The 17,007-nt window shown below is 72.3% G+C and carries 17 protein-coding genes; 8 read left to right on the forward strand and 9 right to left on the reverse strand.

Going from position 1 to position 17,007, the window contains the following annotated elements:
- Positions 1 to 276: 276 nt before the first annotated feature.
- Positions 277 to 690: an ATP-binding protein gene (locus LIV37_RS12975; protein WP_020867572.1), complete on the reverse strand. Its 414-nt coding sequence runs from the start codon at positions 688 to 690 to the stop codon at positions 277 to 279.
- 121 nt (positions 691 to 811) lie between these two features.
- Here LIV37_RS12975 and LIV37_RS12980 point away from each other — a divergent pair, with 121 nt between their 5' ends.
- Together LIV37_RS12980 and LIV37_RS12985 are read left to right on the forward strand one after the other, a co-directional pair.
- Entirely contained in the window at positions 812 to 1,633 is an 822-nt protein-coding gene (locus tag LIV37_RS12980; RefSeq protein ID WP_086886516.1) for a helix-turn-helix domain-containing protein, read from the forward strand.
- The gene (locus LIV37_RS12985; protein ID WP_121825527.1) at positions 1,630 to 1,866 is read left to right on the forward strand and encodes a DUF397 domain-containing protein; all 237 of its coding nucleotides are present in this window, start codon (positions 1,630 to 1,632) and stop codon (positions 1,864 to 1,866) included. The genes LIV37_RS12980 and LIV37_RS12985 overlap by 4 nt, the downstream gene beginning before the upstream one ends.
- Before the next feature lie 167 nt (positions 1,867 to 2,033).
- Here the strand turns inward: LIV37_RS12985 and LIV37_RS12990 are convergent, their stop codons facing one another.
- From LIV37_RS12990 to LIV37_RS13005, 4 genes are read right to left on the reverse strand one after another with little or no spacing between them, the layout of a single operon-like run.
- Entirely contained in the window at positions 2,034 to 3,245 is a 1,212-nt protein-coding gene (locus LIV37_RS12990) for a sugar ABC transporter permease (RefSeq protein WP_020867575.1), read from the reverse strand.
- Positions 3,242 to 4,024 carry an ATP-binding cassette domain-containing protein gene (locus LIV37_RS12995; RefSeq protein ID WP_020867576.1) on the reverse strand — a complete coding sequence of 261 codons (783 nt, stop codon included), beginning with the start codon at positions 4,022 to 4,024 and terminating at the stop codon, positions 3,242 to 3,244. Before LIV37_RS12995 ends, LIV37_RS12990 begins: the two co-directional genes overlap by 4 nt.
- A 12-nt stretch (positions 4,025 to 4,036) precedes the next feature.
- Positions 4,037 to 5,245: a sugar ABC transporter substrate-binding protein gene (locus tag LIV37_RS13000; RefSeq protein WP_243146347.1), complete on the reverse strand. Its 1,209-nt coding sequence runs from the start codon at positions 5,243 to 5,245 to the stop codon at positions 4,037 to 4,039.
- The gene (locus tag LIV37_RS13005) at positions 5,242 to 7,812 is read right to left on the reverse strand and encodes a SpoIIE family protein phosphatase (protein WP_020867578.1); all 2,571 of its coding nucleotides are present in this window, start codon (positions 7,810 to 7,812) and stop codon (positions 5,242 to 5,244) included. The genes LIV37_RS13000 and LIV37_RS13005 overlap by 4 nt, the downstream gene beginning before the upstream one ends.
- Before the next feature lie 362 nt (positions 7,813 to 8,174).
- Here LIV37_RS13005 and LIV37_RS13010 point away from each other — a divergent pair, with 362 nt between their 5' ends.
- The 4 genes from LIV37_RS13010 to LIV37_RS13025 all read left to right on the forward strand — a co-directional run bounded on the left by LIV37_RS13010 (position 8,175) and on the right by LIV37_RS13025 (position 10,896).
- A complete protein-coding gene (locus LIV37_RS13010) occupies positions 8,175 to 8,669 on the forward strand; it encodes a GNAT family N-acetyltransferase (protein WP_020867579.1) in 495 nt (164 codons plus the stop codon).
- A gap of 137 nt (positions 8,670 to 8,806) precedes the next feature.
- Complete coding sequence (locus LIV37_RS13015) at positions 8,807 to 9,511, forward strand: hypothetical protein (protein ID WP_020867580.1); 705 nt, start codon at positions 8,807 to 8,809, stop codon at positions 9,509 to 9,511.
- Between the two features lie 12 nt (positions 9,512 to 9,523).
- Positions 9,524 to 10,132: a hypothetical protein gene (locus LIV37_RS13020; RefSeq protein WP_202979643.1), complete on the forward strand. Its 609-nt coding sequence runs from the start codon at positions 9,524 to 9,526 to the stop codon at positions 10,130 to 10,132.
- Positions 10,129 to 10,896, forward strand: coding sequence for a fibronectin type III domain-containing protein (locus LIV37_RS13025; RefSeq protein ID WP_020867582.1), 768 nt, complete (start codon positions 10,129 to 10,131; stop codon positions 10,894 to 10,896). The genes LIV37_RS13020 and LIV37_RS13025 overlap by 4 nt, the downstream gene beginning before the upstream one ends.
- Before the next feature lie 11 nt (positions 10,897 to 10,907).
- Here LIV37_RS13025 and LIV37_RS13030 read toward each other — a convergent pair whose 3' ends face one another.
- Positions 10,908 to 11,654, reverse strand: a complete 747-nt coding sequence (locus tag LIV37_RS13030; RefSeq protein WP_020867583.1) for a TetR/AcrR family transcriptional regulator — start codon at positions 11,652 to 11,654, stop codon at positions 10,908 to 10,910.
- A 163-nt stretch (positions 11,655 to 11,817) separates the two neighbouring features.
- On the opposite strand from LIV37_RS13030, the gene LIV37_RS13035 reads away from it, so the two are divergent.
- On the forward strand, positions 11,818 to 12,999 hold the full coding sequence (locus LIV37_RS13035) for an FAD-dependent oxidoreductase (protein ID WP_020867584.1): 1,182 nt from the start codon (positions 11,818 to 11,820) through the stop codon (positions 12,997 to 12,999).
- Positions 12,996 to 13,826 carry an alpha/beta fold hydrolase gene (locus LIV37_RS13040; protein ID WP_020867585.1) on the forward strand — a complete coding sequence of 277 codons (831 nt, stop codon included), beginning with the start codon at positions 12,996 to 12,998 and terminating at the stop codon, positions 13,824 to 13,826. Before LIV37_RS13035 ends, LIV37_RS13040 begins: the two co-directional genes overlap by 4 nt.
- Positions 13,827 to 13,863: 37 nt before the next feature.
- On the opposite strand, the gene LIV37_RS13045 is transcribed toward LIV37_RS13040, so the two are convergent.
- From LIV37_RS13045 to LIV37_RS13055, 3 genes are all read right to left on the reverse strand, one after another.
- Positions 13,864 to 14,889 carry a dipeptidase gene (locus tag LIV37_RS13045; protein ID WP_020867586.1) on the reverse strand — a complete coding sequence of 342 codons (1,026 nt, stop codon included), beginning with the start codon at positions 14,887 to 14,889 and terminating at the stop codon, positions 13,864 to 13,866.
- A gap of 634 nt (positions 14,890 to 15,523) precedes the next feature.
- Positions 15,524 to 16,438, reverse strand: a complete 915-nt coding sequence (locus LIV37_RS13050; protein ID WP_020867587.1) for a DMT family transporter — start codon at positions 16,436 to 16,438, stop codon at positions 15,524 to 15,526.
- Positions 16,431 to 16,994 (reverse strand): MarR family winged helix-turn-helix transcriptional regulator, encoded by a 564-nt coding sequence (locus LIV37_RS13055; protein WP_020867588.1) that lies wholly within the window; start codon positions 16,992 to 16,994, stop codon positions 16,431 to 16,433. Before LIV37_RS13055 ends, LIV37_RS13050 begins: the two co-directional genes overlap by 8 nt.
- Positions 16,995 to 17,007: the final 13 nt, after the last annotated feature.

Raw genomic sequence — 17,007 nt, forward strand, 5'->3', positions numbered from 1 at the left:
AGCTCGGGCCGACGCCGGACAACCCCGCCGGGGGTGGGTACCCCTCTCGAGATTGCTTGACCTATTAGTTGCGCCAGATCAAACATTTTTGAGAGGGATACCCGGAGGGGCCACGCCCGCAGTCCGGATCGACCCCGACCCGCGAGCCCGGATGCCGCCACTCGCCCCACCCCCACCGGCCCGGCGGCCGGCGACGCGGCCCCCGCCCCGGCGCCCCCGACCCATGCTCAAATTGCGCCGAAGGCGCGAGACGGCGCCGCACCCAACCAAGCACCGCTAGAGGCGGATCCGGGCCCAGACCGTCTTGCCGACGACGCGTTCCCGGACGCCCCACGCCTCGGCGAGCGCGTCCACGATCGCCAGGCCGCGTCCGGACTCGTCGTCCGGTGTCGGCTCCGCCAGGGCGGGGAGCCCCTCGCGGGGGTCGGACACCTCGACCCCGACCATTTTCTCTGCGTCATATGCGATACGCACCTCGAAGTACCGCCCCGGCACGCGTCCATGACGCACGGCGTTGGTCGCCAGCTCGGAGACGACGAGCAGAACCAGGGCCGCCGCGCTCCGATCCAGGCCCCAGGCGCGGAGAGCGGCGTCGGCGGCGCGGCGGACGTGGGGGATCGACAGGGGGACGGGCGTAAACCTCTGCTTCCAGCCATGGAGCGGGTTTACGTCGTGACTTTCCGCGTTCATCCTCCCACTGTCAGTGCAGGCGGCTACCTTCACCAGTAACAGAGCGTCGACTGCGGCGACCGACAACTCTGGTCGAACGCAGGTTGATTGGCGTTGACCGATGTTGAGGGGGGTGGCCCGCGTGGCCCAGTCGAAGAAGAAGGACTCCGCTCCGCCGACCGTGCAGTACTTCGCCGCTGTCCTGCGGCTTCTGCGGGAACGGGCGGGGCTCACCCAGGACGAGTTGGGCGCGCTGATGAACTACACCGGGTCGGCGGTGAGCGCCGTGGAGACATGCGCCAAGCCGCCGACGGACGAGTTCATCGACGCGGCCGAGAAGGCACTGGACGCGGGCGGGTTGCTGCGTTCTGCGATCAAGTACTTGCGCCTTGAGCGGTATCCCGCTCACTTTCAGGGCTTCGTGCAGCTGGAGCAGGCCGCGCTCAGTGTCTCGTCGTACTGCACACAGCTGATCCATGGGCTTCTGCAAACTGAGGGCTACGCACGGGAGGTGCTCCTCTGTGCGTTCCCTCCACTCGATGCGGACGAGGTCGAGCAGCTAACCGAAGCGCGCATGGAGCGCAAGTCGTTGCTCGAGCGCAAGCCAATGGCGGTGATCAACGTCGTCCTTGAGGAGGCGGCACTGCGTCGGCAGATCGGCGGGGCGGAGGCCATGCACGCCCAGTACACGCACCTCGTCGAGTGCGCGAGCCGACCCAACGTTGTCATCCAGCTTATGCCGACGAGCCGGGCCGGGCATGCTGGCCTGCAAGGGCCAATGACTGTCATCGAGATGCCAGACGAGACCCCCGTGGCCTACTTGGAGGGCCACGGGAAGAGCATCCTGATGTCGAAGCCCGACGAGGTGGGCGTCTTGGCCCGGCGCTATGCCATGATCAGGTCCCAGGCCCTCGGGCCCGAGGAAACCGTAGGCATCATCGAGCAGTTGATGGGTGATCTATGAGCAGCCTTGTGTGGTTCAAAAGCAGCTACAGCGACTCCAGCGGCGGCGAGTGCATCGAGGTCGCCTACGACTGGCACAAGTCGAGCTACAGCGACAACACCGGCGGCCAGTGCGTCGAGGTCGCCACCACCCCCACCACCGTCCACATACGGGACTCCAAGAACCCCGACGGCCCCCACCTCCGCATACCCGCCACCGCCTGGGCGGACTTCCTGGCCTTCGCCGCCCGCTGAGCCGGATCGCCGAACCCGGCCGCCGTGGGTGTGGCTCTCCCACAAGCCCGGCACCAGGTAGCCGCCCCGCGCGTCGAGCACGGGACCGTCGCCGACCGGCGGCCGTGCGTCCGACGACGACCGGATGGCGCTGAACCGCCCGTCGGTCACCCGTCGGTGGATCGAGGCTAAGCCCGGCCGTGGGCCCTCTGTGCGCGGCGGGAGAGGGAGTCGATCACGACGGCCAGCAGCAGCACACCGCCGGTGATCATGAACTGGACGGCGGTCTGGATGTCCATGAGGGCCACTCCCGAGGCGATCGACTGGATGACCAGCACGCCCAGCAGGGCGGACCAGGTGTTGCCGCGGCCGCCGAAGAGACTGGTGCCGCCGATGACGGCCGCGGCGATGGCGTTCATCAGCAGGTCGGTGGAGACCGAGGTCTGGCTGACCGAATTGATCCGGGAGGCCAGGAAGAGGCCGCCGATGGCGGCCATCGTGCTCGACATCATGAACGCGGAGGTGCGCACCCAGGCCACGTTGATCCCGGCGCGGCGGGCCGCCTCGACGCCGCCGCCCAGGGCGAAGATCATCCGGCCGTAGGCCGTGCGGCGCAGGACGTGGTCGAGGATGACGAGGACGACCAAGAAGATCAGGAGCGCGAGCGGCAGGCCCTGGAACTGGTTGAGGACATACGCGGCGGCGAAGGCGAGCACCGCGAGCACGCCCGTGCGGATGGCGATCCAGACCGGGGCGCGGGTGGGCACTCCGGCGGCGCGGCGCCGCTTGACGTCGCGCCAGGCGATGAGGAAGTACCCGGCGGTGCCTGCCGCCGCCAGGGCGTAGGCGGCGGCCACGTCGGAGAAGTAGTAGTTGGTCAGCTGGGCGACCAGGCCCTGATCGTCGAGGTTGATGGTGCCGTAGGCGCCCATGATGGAGAGCATCAGGCCGTACCACCCCAGCAGTCCGGCGAGGGTGACCACGAACGCGGGGACGCCCACCACGGCCGTGAAGAAGCCGTGGACGAAGCCGACCGCCGTACCGCAGAGGGCGCCCAGGACGATGGCGGGTGGTTCGGGCATGCCGAAGTCGACGTTCAACACGGCGTACAGGGCGGAGGCCAGGCCGCTCACCGAGCCCACCGACAGATCGATCTCGCCGATCAGCAGCACGAAGATCACGCCGACCGCGATCATGCCGGTGCCGACGATGTCCACGCTGAGGTTGGAGAGGTTGCGCGGGGAGAGGAAGTGCGGGTTGAGGATCTGAAAGGTGATCCAGATCGCGAGCAGCCCGAGCAGGACCGGGACGGCGCCGAACGTACCGCCGCCCACTCGGCGCCCGAACACGTCGGTGAAGCGTTCCGCACCGTGGGCGCTGGAACCGCCGGGGATGCTCACAGCTCCCCCTCCCGCGCCACGCGCCGGGTGACCGCGTTGTCGGACGCGCCGGTGATGGAGGAGACGATCTGCTCCTGGGAGGTGGTGGTGACGTCGAAGAACCCGTTGTTGCGGCCCAGGCGCAGCACCGCGACCCAGTCCGCGACCGCCTTGACGTCGCCCAGGTTGTGGCTGATCAGCAGCACTCCGAGCCCGCGTTCACGGAGCCGTTCCACCAGGTCGAGGACCTGCGCGGTCTGCTCGATACCGAGGGCGGCGGTGGGCTCGTCCAGCATCACCAGGCTCGGCGCGCCGAGCAGCGCCCGGGAGATGGCGACGGTCTGCCGCTGGCCGCCGGAGAGGGACGCGACGGGCCTGCGGACGTCGGGGATGCGGATGGAGAGGGTGGCCAGCAGATCGCGGGTGCGGCGCTCCATCTCCACCTCGTCCAGGACGCCGATCCGGGTGATCTCGCGGCCGAGGAAGAGATTGCCGACCACGTCGAGGTTGTCGCAGAGCGCGAGGTCCTGGTAGACGGTGGCGATCCCCAGGTGCTGGGCGTCGTGCGGGCGGCCGATGTGGATGGGGCGGCCCTGCCATTCGAGGGTGCCGGTGTCGGCTGGTTCGACGCCCGCGATCACCTTGACCAGGGTGGACTTCCCCGCGCCGTTGTCGCCCACCAGGGCGATGACCTCACCGGCGTGGATCTCCAGCTCGACGTCCGTGAGCGCCCGCACCGCGCCGAAGCGCTTGAAGACGCCACTCAGCGACAGCAGGGGCGGGGCCGACGGTCGGGCCATCCGCGCCTCCCTTCATTCCGCGTCGTGCGGTGACCCGTCCGGGTCGATGAGCCCGGCCTTGCGGCAGTCATCCGCGTACTTCTTGCTGCATATCTGATCGACGCGATACAGACCGTCCTTGATGACGGTGCTCTTGATGTTGTGCACGGTCACGGCCACCGGCTCGAGCAGCACCGCGGGGATGCCACGGGTGGTGGAGTTGTTGACCCGGTGTGTCGCGATCCCGTCGAGCGATCTGCCGTGTCCCACCGCGATGGCCATCTCGGCGGCGGTGTAGGCCTCGGGCTTGAACGGCTTGTAGACGGTCATGTACTGCTCGCCCGCGAGGATCCGCTGAATGCCCGCGACCTCGGCGTCCTGACCGGTGACCGGGGGGATCGGATGGATCCGGGCCGCCTTGAGGGCGGTGATGACGCCCGAGGCCAGGCCGTCGTTGGCCGCGAGAACGCCGTCGATGCCATAGGGGCCCAGGGCGGCGATGGCGGCGGACATGTTGCGGTTGGCGTTCTCCGGGCGCCAGCCGACGGTCTCGTAGGACTTGGCGATCTTGACCTTGCCGCGGAGGACGGACCGCGCGCCCCGCTCGAACCAGCCCGCGTTGGGGTCGGTCGACGAGCCGTTCATCATGACGATCCGGCTGCTCCTGGCCTTCGGGCCGAGTGCCCTCAGCAGCGCCTCGCCCTGGAGCCTGCCGACGCTTCCGCCGTCGAAGGAGACATAGCCGGAGATGGGCCCCTCCGCGATGCGGTCGTAGGCGATGACCGGGACGTGGGCGCGGTGGGCCTGGACCACGGAGTGGCGGACGGCCTTGCCGTCCACCGCGTCCAGGATGAGCACATCGATGCCGTTGCTGATCATGGCTTCGATCTGGAAGCGCTGGGCGGCCGGATCGTGCTGGGCGCTGGAGTAGCTCACCGTGCAGCGCGGGCACAGCTGCTTGACCCGCTGCTGGATCAGGGGCCTGTCGAAGCGCTCGAAGCGGACGATCTCGTTCTCCGGGAGCAGCAGGCCGATCCGCAGCGGCCCGTGGTGGTGGGTCCCGGCCACGCTCATCCTCTCGCCGATCTGGGCCGCCTTGCCGCAGGCGGCGAGGGACACGGCCAGGACGAGGCCCACCGCGACGGCGACGGCCGCGCGGAGGCGGTCGCGCGTGCGGGAACGGCTCAACACCCGGCTCGGACGGGAACGGCTCATCGCCCGGCGCATGCGGGAACGGCTCATCGCCTCGCCCTCCTCCTTCTCGGCCCCCTCCTCCCCGTGGCCCCCTCGGCCTCGTCCCCCTCCGTCCGTTCCTCAGGTCCCGCATCGCTCGGGCCCTCCGGCAGCTCCGCCGGGGGCGAGGGCCCTTCCGGCGGTCCGCCCCCGGGCTCCTTCCGCGGCTCCTCCCGCGGGGCCGACAAGTTGATCTCGCCCCAGACCTGCTTGCCCCCGCTCAGCGGCACCGAGCCCCAGGTCTGCGACATCGCCTCGATCAGCAGCAGCCCCCGTCCGCCGGTGGCCTCCCAGTCCACGGTCCTCGGTTTGACGGGGGTACGCGGCGAGAGGTCGTTCACCGCGATCCGCAGCCGGTCCGCGGTCAGCGTCAGATTCAGCCGCACCTCGCCGCGGGTGTGCACCAGGGCGTTGGTGACCAGTTCGGAGGTGACCAGCAGGGCCACGTCCAGCTCGGCCTCCAGCCCCCAGTTGCGCAGGGTGCGCGCGGTGAAGCGGCGGGCGTGCATCACCGCGTCGGGCAGCCGCCACACCGTCCAGCTCGCCCGGGTGGGCCGCACCCGCATCCCGTCGTAGCGCAGCAACAGCAGCGCCACGTCGTCGTCCCGGCGGCTGTCCCCGCCGAGCAGCGCGTCCGCGACCCCGCCGGGGTCGGACGGATCGGCGCGGGCCAGCGCTTGGCGGGCCCGGCGCACCCCGTCTTCCAGGTCGAGCCGGGCGGACTCGACCAGACCATCCGTGACCAGCGCGATCAGAGTGCCGGAGGTCAGCCCGGCCGCGGTCATCGGGAACTCGGCGTCCGCGACCACGCCCAGCGGCGGGCCGCCCTCGACGTCGAGCTCCACGGTGGTGCCGTCCGGGTGGCGCAGCAGCGGCTGGATGTGTCCGGCCCGGACGAACCACGCCTCGCCCTCCTCCATGTCGAGGTCGGCGTAGCAGCAGGTCGCGAAGAGATCGGTCTCCATGCCGACGAGGAGGCGGTTGGCGTGCGCCACGACCACGTCGGGCGGGTGGCCCTCCACCGCGTAGGCCCGGATGGCGGTGCGCATCTGGCCCATGATCGTGGCGGCCGCGGCGCTGTGGCCCTGCACATCCCCGATGACCAGCGCCACATGGCCGTCCGGCAGCGGGATGACGTCGTACCAGTCGCCGCCCACCTCCAGCCCCATCGTCGCGGGCAGATAGCGGGTGACGGCCACCCCGCCGGGCAGCTCCGGCAGCTTCCGGGGCAGCAGGCTGCGCTGGAGCATGGTGGCCAGTTCGTGTTCGGCGTCCAGGGCGTGGGCGCGCACCAGGGCCTGCCCCACCAGACCGGCGGTCGCGGTCAGCAGCGAGCGCTCCTCCGGGCCGAACTCATGCCGCTCCTCCCAGCCGATCAGGCATACGCCGACGATCCGGCCGTCCGCCGGGAGCGGGAGGACGGCGAGGCCGCCGGGGCCGATACCGGCGAGCCCGGGTTCCAGATCGGCGCCCTCGGGCCAGAGGCTGACCTGCCCCTCCCGCAGCGCCTCCGCCAGCGTGGGCAGGGCATGGCTGGGCGGCTCGGGCCATTCGGAGCGCCAGGCGGCCCGCCACACCTCGGGCCAGGCGGCGGGTTCGGCGGGGGCGAGGACGCCGACCACCAGCTGATCGGCCTGGAGCTCGGCGACCGCGAGCCGCCCCGCCCCCAGCGGATCGCGCAGCGCGCCGACCACGGCCCGGCCCACATCCCGTACGGTGGTGGCCCCGGCCAGGGCGGCGGACAGCCGCTGCGCCAGGGACACCTCGTCGGCGGTGGGCCGCAGGTACGAGGTCTCCGCGATCACGCCGAGCATGCGCCGGGGCGTGCCGTCCGCCGCCGTCTCGACCCGGGCGCGCAGGCCCAGCCAGCGCAGTTCCCCGTTCGGCCGGCGGATCCGGAACTCCAGCTGTGCGGTGCCGGAGGTCAGCAGGTCGGGCTCCAGGACCGACATCAGGGCGGGGATGTCGTCCGGCACGGCGACCGCCAGCAGGGTCTCCACCCGCCCGTCGAAGTCCTCCCCGGGGATGCCGAAGAGGTCGAGCACCTGGGTGTCGGCGGTCATCCGCCCGCTGTCGAGGTGCAGCACGAACGAACCGACCCGCAGCCGGTCCAGGGTGAGGCCGGGCAGCTCGGGTCTCCGCTGGGTGAGCGCCCGCGGCCCGGCCGCCTCCACCCCGGCGGCCACGTGGTGGGCGTAGAGCTCGATGAAGCCGCGGCGGTCGGCGTCGATCCCGCCGGGCGCCTCGTCCACCACCACCAGACACCCCAGCCCCTTGCCGTCCCCGCCGAGCGGCAGCGCCCCCAGCGAGACGCCGGGCGTGGTGGGGGTCTCGGGCGTGGTGGGCCCGATGGGGCCGTAGGCGGCGAGTTCGGTGGGGGTCAGCCACAGGGGGCGCCCGGCGCGGAAGGCGTCGGCGACGGGCGAGCGCCCGGACACGGGGTAGCGAGCCGGCAGCGCGTACGACCGTCCGGCGCCGCGCACCGTCTCGGCCAACCGCAGCTCGGCACCCTCCGCGTCCAGCACATAGACAGCCACCAACGCGGTCCCCGTGAACGTCAGCACATGCCCGGTCACAGCCCGCCTGCACCGCCTCCGTGCGTGGACCGCCGGTCTCGTGGGCGTACCCGGACCCTTGATCGGCCTCCGCGCGGCGACCGGTCACGACCACCGGCGGGGCCTTCGCTGCCGCGCCCCCTCGAAAGGGATGGCGCCTCTCCTCAAATCATGGCACAGCGGGGTGAACCCGGCCATCTCCCTCCGGGGCGACGGTGCTCGGCCGCACTGGGTGTCCGGCGGGTCTTTCCCCTCCCCGCCCCTTCCCGCAGCGTCCATTTGCGGTTCCGCCGTGGGAAGGGGGGCGAAGCCCCGGGCCGGGGGTCTGGGGCAGAGCCCGGCCCGGGGACTGGGCGGCCCGGCGGTGCGGGAGACTGGGCGGCATGGTGCGGCTGCGAGTGGTCACGACGGACGACTGGCCGCTGTGGCGGGACGTCCGCCGGACCGCGCTGGCCGAGGCGCCGGACGCCTTCAAGTCCCGGCTCGCCGACTGGCACCGCGGCGGCGAGGAGCGGTGGCGCGCCCGGCTGGAGATGCCGGACGCCCATCACGTCGTGGCCCTGCTGGACGGCCGTGCGGTCGGGATGGCGGGCGGCATGCCCGGGGACGGGGACGGGCGGCCGCCGGAGCTGAGGTCGGTCTGGGTCAGCCCCGGGGCGCGCGGTCACGGCGTCGGCGGCCGGCTGATCGCGGCGGTCGAGACCTGGGCCCTGCGGACGGGCGCCACGGCGCTGCGGCTGGCGGTGATCCCGGGCAACGCACCGGCGATCGCCCTCTACGAGCGTCACGGTTTCGCCGCCACCCGGGAGCCGGGGGATCTGCTGGCCGACGGCGTGACCAGGGAACTGGTCATGGTGAAGGCGCTGCGGCGGAGTTGACCCGCCCAGCACGCCCCGCCACCACAGTCGTGAATTCCGTTCATTAATATGGACACGCCATCGAGTCTGCCCTACCTTGACTCTTGGTCTAGACCATGATCCAACAAGGGAACGGAACAGACCGGAGGTGGGTTGATATGCCCGCATTACGCATCAGACGCTTCCCCCGCGCCAGGGCCGCCCTGGCCGTTGCCGCGCTCCTCGGGGTCCTGTCGGCGGGGGTCGCGTCCGGGGGGACGGCCACGGCGAAGGAGGCCGCGGCGTCACCGACCGATGGATGGACGCAGACGTCGTTCACATACTCGATGCACAAGCCGTGGAACCTCGACCTGAGCGAGCGCTACAGCTACGACTCGAGCACGAAGACCCACACCATGTGGGTCAACTCCACCGATGAGCCGTTCGAAGAGGGCAGCGGCACCGATCCGCGCACCGAAATGCGGTGGAAGCAGGAGTACACCTCGGGACAGCGCATGTGGGACGCCGATGTGTATGTGCCGTCCGGGACCAACGGCGCCGACATCATGCAGATCCTGCGCGTCAAGCACCCCAGCGGAACCCCGGCCACCGACATCATGTTCCGGGTGTCCAGTGAGAACGGGGGAACGCTCAAGCGCTATACGGACACGGTCATCAAGTCCGGTATCTACAACAAGTGGTGGAACCTGAAGGTCGCCCACAACGCGAGCACCGGAAAGATCCAGGTCTACGCCGACGACAAGCTCGTGCTGACGGTCGACGACCGGGGACCGGCGACCCGCCACTTCAAGAACGGCGTCTACCACCACGGCAGCGGCCGGGCCGAGGCGCGGTTCCGCAACATCCACTATTGGGTCAAGTAGAGGAGTGGGACCGTGCCCAGGAAACACCGTGTGATCGCCGGGATGTCCGCCGCCTGCGGACTGCTGCTGGCGGCGTCGGGCGTCGCGCGCGCCGAGGTCGAACCGGGCGGCTGGTCGTCCGAGTCCCCGGGGTTCAAGGTGCAGGAGCGGGGATGCGGAGAGGTCGACAACCTCACCTTCGAGCTCACCTGCTCCACCGCGAGCGGGGACCAGCGGGCCGAGCGGCGCTATGACACCTACACCGGCGGGACCCACCAGTTCGAGGGCTACTTCCGGGTCACCAGCATGGGCGGCACCCGGATCAGCCTGAAGCAGACGTTCAACGACACCGAAGGCGACGCCGGTCCGTACTTCATGCTCGCGGTCGAGCGCGGCGGGCGGCTGTACGCCGTGCACGGCGGGGACACCCTGTCCAACGCGGGGACGGTCGGGGCCACGGTGCGCGTCAACACGGTGCACCAGGTGGGCAAGGAGCACCGTACGTACATCAACGGCTCGCTCAAGCACACCGTGGACAGCCCCGGCGGCAGCTTCTACGACAAGTTCGGGGCGTACCGCACCAGCAGCGGCAACGGCCCGGCCACCGTGGTCTGGAGCAATGTGAAGTTCTGGCGCAAGTGAACGGCTCGGTACGCGCCCTGGCGGCGGCGGTCCTCGTCGCCGCCGGGCTTTCCGGAATCAGCGGGTGCGCGGCGTCCACGGAACCGCCGGACGCCCCGGACACCCCCGGGGGAGCCCGGACCGGGACCGTGCTCAGCGTCACCCGGGTCTCCCCCGTCGACGCCGAGCTGAGCTGGCACGGAACGGCGCCGGGCGCCGCGGGGCGGATCGTGGAGTTCGCGACCGAACCCCGGGGGCCCTGGACGATCCTCGCCTACGCCCCGCTCGGTCAGACCACCTACCGGCACCCGGATCTGCTCCCGGAGACCCACTTCTACTACCGGGTGCGGCCGTACTTCGGACCCGCGTCCCGGCCGGTCGACGTCGCCCTGCCCAAGGGGGCGTTCACCAAGGCGGAGCAGCGCCAGGAGCACACCTGGGCGCCGCCGCGCACCATCCGGCGGGCAGGGGTGCGCACCAGCCCCGTCCGGCGGCCGTCGGCCACCCCGACCGATCTGCGCGCGACCGTCATGCACGCCAACGGCATCCAGTTCACCTGGACCGACCACGCCGAGGGCGAACGGGGCTATCTGCTGGAGGACCGCCCCCGGGGCGGCGGCTCCTTCCGTCCCGTCGCCGTGCTCGACCCGGACATCAACTCCTTCGGGCTGATCACCCTGCCGAACGAGAAGCGGGCCTCCTACCGGGTCCGCCCCTTCACCTACGGCGAACGGTCCAACATCGCCCGGATGACCACCGGCGCGCGGCCCGCCGGGCGCGGCTGAACGCCACCGCCTCAGTCCCCGGCGCTCCCGGCGCCCCGGGTGTCCACCGGGGACGGGGCGAGCACCTCCGGCAGCGGGGTGTGCCGGGCCCCGGCGATGAGGACGTCGAAGCCCCAGGCCAGCCGGTCCTGGGGGGACCCGGACAGCAGCCGTGTGCCGAGCGCGGCGATATGCGGATGGGTCCGCGGTGAGACGTCCCGCACCACCGTGGCGAGCGCCTGCCAGTCCGCCTCGCTCTGCGGGGTGTGGCCGGGGGCCCGGTGGGCGTGCTCGGCCGCGGTCGCGGTGGCGAACTGCAGCAGCAGATCGAGCAGCCACGCGGCCCGGTCGGGCTCGAGGCCGCCCTCGTCCAGCAGCGCCAGCAGCGCCTCCACCAGCTTCAGATAGTGCTTGCCGAAGGGGCGCGCCACCAGGGCGGACTGGGCGAGTCCTGGGTACTCGAACAGCACCGAGGTGTACGAGGTGAGGACGCGCACCAGCCGGTCGCTCCAGTCGCCGTCCGCCTTCGCCGGGCTCAGGTCGACGCCGCCGAGGAGCTCGTCCAGGACGGCCGCGTGCAGCTCGGCCATGTTGCGGACGTAGACGTAGAGCGACGCCGGCCCGGTGTCCAGCTCCTTGGCCAGGCGGCGCATCGTCACCCGCTCCAGGCCCTCGGCACGCATGAGGTCGACCGTGGTGGCGATGATGCCTTCCCGGGTCAGGGCCGGTTTCGCCGGACGTTCCCGGCGGCTCCGCGGGGCGGTGGGGTGCGCTGTCATGGCGCCATCGTACCGGGCTGACGAACGAATTCGTCACGAACGCGTTCGTCGCGAGCAGGTTCGTCACGAACGCGTTTGCCACGAACGCGTTCGTAGACCTACGCTCCTCCCATCCACGGCGCATCGGCGCCGAGCCAGGAGGCCCAGGGAGGCATCCATCGCCATGTCCACACAACGCCGTCAACGCGCTCAACGCCGTGTCGCCATCGTCGGAGCAGGGCCGGGAGGGCTGACGCTGGCGCGCGTCCTGCACGTCCACGGCATCCCCTCGACCGTCTACGAACTGGACGCGTCCGCGACCGCACGCGACCAGGGCGGCACGCTGGACCTGGACGAGGAGTCCGGCCAGCGGGCGCTGCTGCACGCCGGGCTGCTCGAGGAGTTCCGGCCGCTGAGCCGCCCCGAGGGCGGGGAGCTGCGCCTGCTCGGCAAGGACGCCGACCTCGGCTTCCACATCCCCCCGCCGCGGGACGGTGACGGCAACGACCGCCCCGAGATCGACCGCAGGGTGCTGAAGGAACTGCTGCTGGGGTCGCTGCCGGAGGGAACCGTCCGCTGGGGCCGGAAGGTTCGGGCGGTCGCCATCGGCGCGGCCGGACGGCCCACGCTCACCCTGGCCGACGGCACGACCGTCGCGGCGGATGTGCTGGTCGGCGCGGACGGGGCGTGGTCCAGGGTCCGGCCCCTGCTGTCCGACGCCGATCCGGTCTACACCGGCGTGTCATTCGTCGACGGCCTCCTGAACGACGTGGACACCCGGCACCCGGCCGTCGCCGAACTCGTGGGCCGGGGCTCGATGTTCGCCCTCGCGGACGAGAAGGGGCTGTTCGCCCAGCGCAACGGCGGTGGCCGGATCCGCGTCTACATCGCGGTCAAGGCGCCGGAGGAGTGGAGCCGTTCGGGCCTCGTCGACCAGGCGGACCCGGCGGCGACCAGGAAACGGCTGCTGGACCTCTTCCCCGACTGGGACGAGGGGCTGCGCGCGCTGATCGCCGACGGCGACGGCCCGCTCGTCCCCCGGCCCATCCACGCCCTGCCCACCGGCCACCGCTGGGACCGGGTGCCCGGCGTCACGCTCCTGGGCGACGCCGCCCATCTGATGTCCCCCTTCGCCGGGGCGGGCGCCAACCTCGCCATGCTCGACGGCGCGGAACTCGCCCTCGCCCTGGCCTCCCACGACGACCTGGAGACGGCCCTGAACGCCTACGAGACAGCCATGTTCCCGCGCGCCGAGGAGGCGGCCACGCAATCGGCCGACCACCTCGTCGACTTCTTCCAGCCGGACGCCCTGCGGATCCTGCGGGACGCCTTCACCACGTTGACCGCCGGAGGTGCGGACCGATGACCACGCCGACCGAATTCACCGAACTCACGGGGTCCACGGGACCTACGGGATCCCCCGGCTTCGCCGTCGAGCCGTACCCCGGTCTGCCCCTGACGGTGCGGGACGTGGGCGCGGGCCGCCCCGTGCTCGTCCTGCACGGCGGCGCCGGACCCGCAAGCGTGAGCGGAGTGGTGGACCACTTCGCCGCCACCTCCCGGGTGCTGGCGCCGACCCACCCGGGCTGGGAGGACACTCCGCGGCCCGAGTGGTTCGCGGGCGTGGACGACCTCGTCGAGACGTATCTGGATCTGCTGGACGACCGCGATCTGCGCGATGTCCTGGTCCTCGGCAGCTCCTTCGGCGGCTGGATCGCCGCGGAGATGGCCGTGCGTGACCGTGGCCGCCGCATCGGCGGGCTGGTCGTCATGGGCGCGTTCGGGCCGCGGCTCGAAGGGCACGAGGTGCGGTTCCCCACGGCCCCGCCCGGCCCGCCGCCCGGTGCGGGCTCCGGACCTGGTCAGGGTCCCGGGCCCGGGGAAGGCTCCGGCTCCTCCGCGCCGCGCCGGGGGCCCTCGCCCGCGGCACTCCAGGCGCTGGCCGCCTACGCCGGGCCGGCGAAGTCCGACCCGAAGCTGCTGCACCGGCTCGCCAGGGTGACGGTGCCCGCCCTCGCGGTGTGGGGCGAGAACGACACCGTCGTCCCGCCCGACTACGGCCGCGCGTACGCCGCCGCCATCCCCGGGGCGCGCTTCGAGCTGATCCCGGGCGCGGGCCACCTCCCCACCCGGGAGGCACCGGAGGCCACGTTCGCCGCGATCGACGCGTTCCTGGGCGCGGCCGGGCGGTAGCCGCCGGGGGTAGCCGCCGGGCGGTAACTGCCGAAACTCAGCTGGGGCGCCCCAGCTCCTTGCGGAAGAGCTCCAGCACATTGCCGCCGAGGATCCTCTCGATGTCCCCCTCGGGAAGGCCCCTCCGGACCAGCGCCTCGGTCACCAGAGGCAGTCCGCGGGGGCCTTCGAGACCGGGGACCACCAGCCGGGCGTACTCGACGTCCTCGCAGCAGGGCGGGGTGGTGTCCGCGCTGACCTCCTTGATGAAGTCCGGCCCCAGACCCACATGGCCGACGCCGATCACCTCGGCGATATGGACGATGTGATCGGCCAGCCGGTCCACCGTGCGGTCGGCCGGGGCGGTGGCCAGGAACTCGCCGAGGAAGTTGACGCACACCGTGCCGCCGGTGGCCGCGATCCCGCGCAGCTGCTCGTCGGTGAGGTTGCGATGGTGGTCCAGCAGCGCGCGGGCGGAGGAGTGGGTGGCCAGCACCGGGCGGGTGGCCAGCTCCAGCACATGGGCCACCCCGGAGGCGCCGAGATGGGAGACGTCGAAGAGGATGCCCAGGCGCTCCATCTCCTTCAGCGCCTGGACCCCGGCCTCGGTGAGCCGGCTTCCGGTGGCGTCCTCACCGCTTCCGTCGGCCAGGGCGGTACGGCCCCAGTGGGCGAGCGAGGCGATGCGCACCCCGAGGCGGTGGAGGGTCGGGAGCAGCTCCACGTTGGCGTCCAGCCCGGGGGCGCTCTCCAGTGCCAGCACCAGGGCGATCCGGCCGTCGGCGAGCGCGGCGTCGATGTCGTCGCCGTCCAGGCACAGCCGTACCTCGTCGGCGTTGCCCTCGGCGAGGGTGTGGGCGCACTCGATCATCCGCAGCGTCTCGCGCAGCGCGCCCTCGGGGCGGAACTGGTCGTCGATGAAGGCCGGGAGCACCTGGAGATCCACCCCGCCCTCGCGCAGCTGCGGCAGCCAGCGCTCCCGGAAGTAGCCCGCCCAGCGGTGCGGTGGACGGGCGGTGACGGCGATCAGCAGGTCGTTGTGGGCGTCGGCGACGACGGCGCGGCGGTGAAGTGCACGGCTCATACGGACGACGGTGGCCTTTCGTGAGACCGGGGACCCCGGAGGCCGGGGTTGGCGGCGGTCATCGTGGCGTACGGGCCGCCCGCCGGTCCACGGGTTTTCGTCTGGCGGACGGGGATCGGCCCACGGCGCGGGGTGCGTGGGCTGGTCGTGGACGGGTTGGTCCGCCCAGCCGCCGCGTAGGGGTGTCCGGCGGGCCACGCGGCGGAGCCGGATGCTTTCCCCTCCCCGCCCCTTCCCGTAACCAGAGGCTCCGCCCCTGGACCCCCGGGGCCCGGCCGCGCGGCGGAGCCGCATGCCGATACTGCGGGAAAGGGCGAAGCCCCGGCCCGAGGCCCGAGGCAGAGCCCCACCATCCAGCCCCTCCGGCACTTGAACAGCGAGGCCCGAGGCAGAGCCCCACCATCCAGCCCCTCCGGCACTTGAACAGCGAGGCCCGAGGCAGAGCCCCACCATCCAGCCCCCCGGCGCTTGAACAGCGAGGCCGGGGGCGGAGCCCCACCATCCAGCCCCCCGGCGTTTGAGGAGCGGGGGCTGGGGCGGAGCCCCAGTTGAGGGAAGGGGCGGGGAGGGGAACAGCCCGCCGCAGGCGTACGCGTACCGCCGGGCATCGCCCAAGACCGCATGCGGCACGCCCTCAGTTGAGGGCGATCAGCCCGATGGCCAGCCCCGCGCCGAGCAGCCCGACGGCCTGGGGCCGGGTGATCCGCTCCCGCAGGAACGTCAGCGCGAGCAGCACCGGCACCGCCGGATAGAGCGCGGACAGCACCACGGCGACGGACAGCAACTCCTGCCGGGTGGCGAGCAGATAGAGGATCGTCGCCAGGGTGCCGAGCGCGCCCGCAACCGCCGCCACGACGGCCGCCCGGCGGGGCAGCCGCAAGGAGGCGCCGGTCACCGGGAACAGCGCCAGGATGACGGCCACCGACACGGCCCGGCTGACCACCACCGGCCACCATCCGGCCGAGGCCGGTATCCGGGCGAGCGCGAAGAAGTGCAGCGCCAGGCCCACTCCGGCGACCAGCGCCATGACGACGGCCGGACTCAGCCGGTCGGCGCCCGGCCCGTGCCCGTGCCGCAGTGCGCGCGGCCCGCGCGGCTCATGCGACTCACGCGGCCCGCGCCACTCACACGGCTCACGCGACTCGCCGCGCGAGACCAGCCACAGCGCGGGCAGCCCCAGCGCGATCCCGGTGAGCGCCGGGGGCGAGGGGCGGTCGCCGAGGAGGGCGATACCCGCCAGCACCGGCAGGCCCACCGCCGTGACATCGCTGACCGGCACCACGACGCTCATCGGCCCCTGGTTCATCGACCAGTAGAGGCACGCCACGCCCACCCCGGTACCGAGGCCCGAGAGCGCGCCCCAGCCCAGGGCCGACGGCGGGGCGTCGGCGCCCTGGGTGAGCAGCACCGGGACCAGGCTGACCACCGTGCCGCCCACCTGGGCACAGGCCGCGACCGTCACTCCGTGCTGGTGACGGGAGACCAGGCCGCTCAGGAAGTGGGTGGTGCCGAAGCAGAGCGCCGAGGCGACGGCCAGCAGCTCACCCATGGTCCGTACGGGCCCCGTCCTCGGCCGCCGCGTGGGCCGCCGCCCGGTCCGCGGCCCCGACCGGGCACTCCACGCCGTCCGGGGTGCAGGCGGTCCGGTCGCACAGCCGGCACATCCGGTCGGCCGAGCCGCTGCCCTGGTAGAGCCCGTCGAGCAGCTTCGCCAGCAGTGCGCCGAGGTCGCGGACCTCCGTCTCGCCGAGGCCGTCCAGCACCCCGGTGAGCTGGGAGGTCCGCGAGGTCAGCAGCCGGTCCGCGGTCCGCCGGCCCTTGGTGGTGGGGTGGACCCCGGTCCAGTTGCCGATGCCGCGCCGCCGCTCGACCAGGGCGTCCCGCTCCAGCCCGTCGACCATGCGCACCGCCGCGGACTGGGTGAGCCCCACCCGGCGGCCGAGCTCGGTCACGCTCACCCCGGGGGTGGCGCGGAGCACGATCAGCGCGGCGGCCGCGCTCATGCTCAGGCGGGACGCGGCGGCCGGGGCGCCGAGCAGATCGTCCGTGATCGCCAGCGCCGTGGCCCCCAGCAGATTCGCTACGCGTTCCCTCTCATCATGCATGAGTCATGCATAC

The organism is Streptomyces rapamycinicus NRRL 5491, assembly GCF_024298965.1.
GTDB lineage: Bacteria > Actinomycetota > Actinomycetes > Streptomycetales > Streptomycetaceae > Streptomyces > Streptomyces rapamycinicus.

Bases quoted from the DNA above. Each gene is read 5' to 3' on its own strand.
- LIV37_RS13055 (WP_020867588.1), bottom strand. From the start codon at position 16,994: ATGCATGATGAGAGGGAACGCGTAGCGAATCTGCTGGGGGCCACGGCG.
- LIV37_RS12975 (WP_020867572.1), bottom strand. From the start codon at position 690: ATGAACGCGGAAAGTCACGACGTAAACCCGCTCCATGGCTGGAAGCAG.
- LIV37_RS13040 (WP_020867585.1), top strand. From the start codon at position 12,996: ATGACCACGCCGACCGAATTCACCGAACTCACGGGGTCCACGGGACCT.
- LIV37_RS12995 (WP_020867576.1), bottom strand. From the start codon at position 4,024: ATGGCCCGACCGTCGGCCCCGCCCCTGCTGTCGCTGAGTGGCGTCTTC.
- LIV37_RS13035 (WP_020867584.1), top strand. From the start codon at position 11,818: ATGTCCACACAACGCCGTCAACGCGCTCAACGCCGTGTCGCCATCGTC.
- LIV37_RS13015 (WP_020867580.1), top strand. From the start codon at position 8,807: ATGCCCGCATTACGCATCAGACGCTTCCCCCGCGCCAGGGCCGCCCTG.
- LIV37_RS12985 (WP_121825527.1), top strand. From the start codon at position 1,630: ATGAGCAGCCTTGTGTGGTTCAAAAGCAGCTACAGCGACTCCAGCGGC.
- LIV37_RS13050 (WP_020867587.1), bottom strand. From the start codon at position 16,438: ATGGGTGAGCTGCTGGCCGTCGCCTCGGCGCTCTGCTTCGGCACCACC.
- LIV37_RS13000 (WP_243146347.1), bottom strand. From the start codon at position 5,245: ATGAGCCGTTCCCGCATGCGCCGGGCGATGAGCCGTTCCCGTCCGAGC.
- LIV37_RS13030 (WP_020867583.1), bottom strand. From the start codon at position 11,654: ATGACAGCGCACCCCACCGCCCCGCGGAGCCGCCGGGAACGTCCGGCG.
- LIV37_RS13045 (WP_020867586.1), bottom strand. From the start codon at position 14,889: ATGAGCCGTGCACTTCACCGCCGCGCCGTCGTCGCCGACGCCCACAAC.
- LIV37_RS13010 (WP_020867579.1), top strand. From the start codon at position 8,175: ATGGTGCGGCTGCGAGTGGTCACGACGGACGACTGGCCGCTGTGGCGG.